This window comes from uncultured Anaerobiospirillum sp. (assembly GCF_902485895.1).
Taxonomy (GTDB): domain Bacteria; phylum Pseudomonadota; class Gammaproteobacteria; order Enterobacterales; family Succinivibrionaceae; genus Anaerobiospirillum; species Anaerobiospirillum succiniciproducens.
In genome coordinates this window covers 1-5,686 of record NZ_CABTML010000095.1, presented here as the reverse complement: position 1 = coordinate 5,686, position 5,686 = coordinate 1, and the positions used below count along the sequence as shown (strand labels likewise).

The window sequence follows — 5,686 nt, the reverse complement described above, 5'->3', positions numbered from 1 at the left end:
TAGTGTTACCAATCTCTATGTTGGAGCTGGCTTCCCTCTTGGACTAGCAAGAGAGTCGTACAATCTCTCGCTATGTCAGGCTGAACAGGAGCTTGTGAGAGAGCTCTTGTCAACCAGATGGCTACATAAAGGCCTTTTCTTATTGATGCACGGTGGTCCAGGACTAGGAAAAAACCTGCTATCAATTCACCTCGGGAAGCTAGCTATCTCTCAAGGATACCGCACATTATTCTTTAATGCTAGCGACTTCTTTGAGAGGCTTAAAAAGCACCAAGAACGCTATGGTGAAACAATTAAAGGAGAGCTCTTTAACTGTAAGCTCTTAATTATTGATGACATCGGTCACTGTCTTCCTGAGGACCTTGAAATCAGCAATCTGTTCTACAGACTGGTTGATCATAGAGACTCTAACGGTCTATCCATGATCTTTACCTCAAATCAAGAGCCTAACGAGTGGATTAAGTGCATTAAGGGTTTGGTTGAAACACGCAAAGCGGCACTTGACAGAATCATGCATTCTGCAATTATCGTTAAGCACGCAGGCCCTGCTAGCTTAAGAGTACGCAAATTTACCAAGCTTAACCCAGGTATTTGCCTGAAGTAGCTCTAGTTTTAAACACTACATTAGAACAAGCTAGGATGGCTTTGCTGTCCTAGCTTTTTCATTATTCATGGAGCACCTAAAGTCTATTAGCAAACTATTAAATAGTTAAAATGCCGATAATAATGGAGGAAAACTAAAAATTTTCCTAAAAAATGAAAAAAACAGAGTCTTCTGATTGAGAAAGATCTAAAGATGCCGCCATAACAATGGCTTGTTTAATGCAAATAAACCATCAAAAAGGAAGATTTTGAAAAAGTTTACAATGCCAAACATGAAAAAACCTACCTGCCAACTACAGCACGAAAGTTATTACAGTGCGTTGTCCTCGTCAATGGCTTATTTGTCAAAAGATCTTGAGCATTTTCGTTTTGCAAGGGATAAGTGCTTTTCTACTGTCTAATAGTAGCGATTTGAGAGTCAGATCAAAGATCATGAGAACGGTTGAGAGATATTTGCAAAAATCGAGACGGTGCTAGCACTTTTAGTAATATGTATGGCATTAGACTGTTCAAGTTGTTTACTTGAGGTCCTTTTAGATCAAGAAGGCATAAGGCAGGAGTGCTCTCCTGTCTTCAATGAATAACTCTCGCCAATGCATGGAGAGCCATGTGCGTTAGGCGATTTCACTTAGCAAAGATCGTAGTAACTTTGGTTACATCAACTTTGTTAAGATGGCTAAAGAATTCACAGGTAGTTAAAGAATTTAAGGGGGACACCTTGGATCAACAGTCATTACACGATGCCGCTCTGGAATATCATGAGAAGCCAGTACCAGGCAAGTTCAAGATCACCATCACTAAGCCTGCTGAGACTGCAAGAGACTTAACTTTAGCTTACAGCCCTGGTGTAGCTGAGCCTGTTCGTGAGATTGCTAAGAATCCTGCTGATGCATACCGCTACACTGGTAAGGGTAATTCCGTTGCTATTATCTCCAACGGTACTGCAATTTTAGGTTTAGGTAACCTTGGCCCTCTGGCTTCTAAGCCTGTTATGGAAGGCAAGGCTCTCTTATTCAACCGCTTTGCAAAAATTGATGCTATTGACATTGAAGTAAAGCACAAGTCTGTAGAAGAGTTCATTACTACTGTTGAGTGCATTGCTGATACCTTCGGTGGTATTAACCTTGAGGATATCAAGGCTCCAGAGTGCTTTGAGATTGAGCGTGAGCTCATCAAGCGCTGCAACGTTCCAGTATTCCACGACGATCAGCACGGTACTGCTATCGTAAGCTGCGCTGGTATCCTGAACGCTATTGAGTTACAGGGCAAGAAGCTTGCTGATTGTAAGATCGTATGCGTAGGCGCAGGTGCTGCAGGTATCGCTTGTTCCGACCTGTTAATCGCTGCTGGCGCTGACAAGAGCAAGTTCTTCATGGTTGACCGTCACGGTGTAATTCGTTCTGACCGTGCTCAGTACAACAATGGTGAAAAGCCACGTTTTGTTAACGATGCTGGTCCTAAGACCTTATCTGAGGCATGTGATGGCGCTGACATCTTATTAGGCGTATCAGGCCCAGGCTTAATCACCGAAGACGACTTAATGCACTTAGCTCCTAAGGCTGTTGTATTTGCTTGCTCTAACCCAGATCCTGAGGTTGAGCCAGAGTTAGTTAAGAAGGTTCGTCCAGATATCATCATTGGTACTGGCCGTTCTGACTACCCTAACCAGATCAACAACGTACTGTGCTTCCCATTCTTATTCCGTGGCACCTTAGACGTACGTGCAACCTGCATCAACCAGGAAATGAAGCTTGCTGCTATGCACGCTATCCGCGAGCTTGCTCAAGAGCCAGTTCCAGCTGAGGTTGTTAAGGCTGCTTTAGTTGATAAGCTTGAGTTCGGCCCAGAGTACGTAATTCCTAAGCCAATGGATCCACGTTTATTCAAGAAGGTATCCCGTGCAGTAGCTCAGGCAGCTGTTGACTCAGGCGTTGCTCAGATCCCAATGCCAGAGAACTACATGGCTTAATAATCATTAGTATGTGACTTAAAGTCACACCAATGAATATTTAAAGAGGTCGATGAGAAATCATCGGCCTTTTTTTATGCCAGTTAAAAGCAGCAAACTTATAACTGTTTCAACCAACGATATTTCAAAGATACAAAAAAAATGCGCGTACCTATTTAGGCACACGCATGTCTAAAACACTTCTAATGATCTAGCCGCATGTAAGCTTTGATAGCACTATTAGTGCATGCGCTCTGATTGTCTATCTGCGCACAAGCTTTGATAGCACTATTAGTGCATTTGCTCTGATTGTCTATTTACGCACGAGGAGCACACCACTTTCGAGGTGGTTTGTGTATGGGAACTGATCAAAGAAAGCAACACGAGCGATTTTGTGGGTCTTGCTTAAATACTTTAGATCAGATGCCAAAGACTCTGGGCCACAGCTAATGTAGATGACATTGTCATATTGAGCGGTGAACTTTAAGGCCTCTTCATCTTGTAAACCAGCACGAGGAGGATCGATGAGCAAGGTAGAGAAACCGTAATCATCTAAGTTGATGTCTAGTTCATTGAGACGACGGAAAGTGCGGACGTGATTTAAGGCTTCGGTAACCTCAAGGGCACTAAGACGAGCTAACTTGATGTTTTCGATCTCGTTGAGCTTCATGTTGAAAATGGCGGTCTCAGTTGGTACACGAGCTACTTCAGTGGCAAAGACCTTATCAAATAGCGGCGCTAAGGTCACGGTAAAGGTGCCTGAGCCGCAATAAAGTTCAATTAAGTCGCGCTTTTGCCCTGCAGGGACATCTTTCATGATGGACTGTGCACATGAAATGGCAAAGTTAAGCATGGCTGAGCAAGCAGTAGCGTTCGGCTGAGAGAAAGTACCTTCGACTTGCTTAAGCTTGATATCGCCTCTAACAGTTGGAATGGTTTCAATGACAAAGTCATCGCCAATAGTGATTCTTTGCTTACGAGCATGAGCCACTAAAGAACAAGATACACCTGCAGCTTTAAGATCTTCTCTTAGCTTATGTGCCTCATCGGTAAAAGGATCAACGAGTTTCTTATGGTAGTTTAAGGAGATGACCACATCGCCCTTAGTGTTACATAAGAAATCAGCGCCAAAAAGCTTGTGCTTGACCTCAGGGTACTTGATGACATGCTCTCTTAAGGCTGCCATAGCCTGATTAATTGAGACTGTGCAACCTGGGAAGTCCTTAATAAAGATCATCTTACGAGGCTTGCTGCCTGGCTCGAACATAACATAGTCGATTTGACCATCTTCGTGATGGAAGATAGCAAACTCACAACGCATTCTGTAATGCTCAGGTAAGGATGGGTGAACCTCTGGAGTAAGCGCATTGAGGTCATTTAATCCAAGGGCATTATCCTCAGTAGCAAGAGTGCCTTTTATAAGATTGAAAACACGTTCGATCTTCTCATCAAGGTAATCTTGGTATCTGTCTTTGTCAGTAGTTGTCAATAAAGTTGGTAACATGCCCGCATCCACAAAAAGGGTTATAGCCTATTAGTTGTCAAAGGCTCATAGTATGACCCATACAACTGTAAAGTGCCATGCATGTTATCAAAACTCCCATCAATATGCGATCCTTGCGATGAGACACTAAAGAATCTTGTACTTAAGCTAACGCAAGATACATATGAGTTGTACAATCTGCACATGAGTGAAAGTTGTAGCTACTAAGGCTGCTAACAGTTCTACTATAGGAGTTGTCAGATGTTGCAAGGCAGAGCAGCACGTGTTTTGTTTTTTGACTCAGGAATGGGCGGACTTTCTGTTTTCACTAAAACAGCCAAGCTTAATGCTAATGCCTCTTACTACTATCTATTTGATCATGAAGGATTTCCTTATGGTAATAAGAGCGAAGAGTATCTGCAGCATAGAGTAAAGAATCTCTTAGATAGGGCCTGCTCCATCATTAAGCCTGATGTGATAGTGGTTGCATGTAATACAGCTAGTACCACAGTGCTGCCGATTATCCGTGAGGCTATCGATACACCCATAGTAGGTGTGGTGCCTGCAATTAAACCGGCAGCTAAGATTTCTAAAAACAAGTCGATTGTCTTATTAGCAACACCAGGAACCTGTAGCCGCGCCTATACTAATTTCTTAATCAATGAGTTTGCCTATGACTGTAAGGTGATGCGTATTGGTTCTGAGGATTTAGTACGACTAGCTGAAGATGCACTTTTAAGTGCCTGTCAGCAGCGCATGACATATGAAGAGTTTTGCCATAAGGCTTGTGACATGGTTAAGCTCAAAGAAATCTTAGAGCCTATATGGTCATGTCATGGTCCAAAAGCTCCTGATGCAGTAGTGCTTGGCTGTACGCACTTTCCTTTATTGAAAGAACAGATCTCAACTATTCTTGGACCTAAGATTCATCTAATTGATTCAGGTGAGGCAGTAGCTCGTCGCGTTAAGACTATCCTTGAGGCAGGCTATCAACAGACAATGAATGCAGATCTAAAAATTGATGAGGAGAGTGTTTTAGATCATGATGATCTCTTAGCAGCTGAAGAGATAATTCACGTACCAGGTCTTTCAGATGCAGAGGTATTTACCTCAGGAGCAAAAGTAGCAATTTATACAGGTACATGTTCTCAAGATGAGCGTAACAAGATGGAAAGTACCTTTAGCTACTTCCACTTTAGAGAGCTATTGAGTTTTGACGAGCTATCGAAAGAACATTAAGTCATTCCTTAAGCAGGATTAGGTTCATGTTAAAAGAAAAAGGGCAGGGCGCGAAAGCGTCCTGCCCTTTTTCTTAATACTTCGTGGGCCGCACACATTAGAGTGTGAAACTCTAGCATCGCAATAAATGGCTTCAAGTGCATCAGTATTTGTAAAAAAGTAAGAGCTTCATCTCAAAATATTTGTGGTTAGCGTTTGCTAATATGGTAGTAAAGCAATCAAATGAGGCGGTTTGTAACGAAACTACGCAAAAAAATTTTGAGCTATAAACGGCTTATATATCGGGTTTTATTAAAAATGATTAAAGTTTTTTTAAAAAAGTTCAAAAAATCTGTTGACGTGTGAGTTCAAATCATTAAAATACGTCCTCGCTGTAACGCACTAAGCAAACAGCAAAACAAAGCCAAGCGCTT

The 5,686-nt window shown here is 42.2% G+C and carries 4 protein-coding genes; 3 read left to right on the top strand and 1 reads right to left on the bottom strand.

All coding sequences use genetic code 11. The features are described 5' to 3' along the window. Window positions 1–604 (top strand): ATP-binding protein (locus tag RDO37_RS07655; RefSeq protein ID WP_308498651.1); only part of this gene is annotated, 604 nt, incomplete at its 5' end. A 717-nt stretch (window positions 605–1,321) separates the two neighbouring features. Further along, on the top strand, window positions 1,322–2,572 hold the full coding sequence (locus tag RDO37_RS07650; RefSeq protein ID WP_027940089.1) for a malic enzyme-like NAD(P)-binding protein: 1,251 nt from the start codon (window positions 1,322–1,324) through the stop codon (window positions 2,570–2,572). Between the two features lie 292 nt (window positions 2,573–2,864). On the opposite strand, the gene trmA is transcribed toward RDO37_RS07650, so the two are convergent. Next, window positions 2,865–4,055 (bottom strand): tRNA (uridine(54)-C5)-methyltransferase TrmA, encoded by a 1,191-nt coding sequence (trmA, locus tag RDO37_RS07645; protein WP_308498650.1) that lies wholly within the window; start codon window positions 4,053–4,055, stop codon window positions 2,865–2,867. 240 nt (window positions 4,056–4,295) lie between these two features. Between trmA and murI the strand changes: the two genes are divergently transcribed. After that, the gene (murI, locus tag RDO37_RS07640; protein ID WP_308498649.1) at window positions 4,296–5,273 is read left to right on the top strand and encodes a glutamate racemase; all 978 of its coding nucleotides are present in this window, start codon (window positions 4,296–4,298) and stop codon (window positions 5,271–5,273) included. Window positions 5,274–5,686 lie beyond the last annotated feature (413 nt).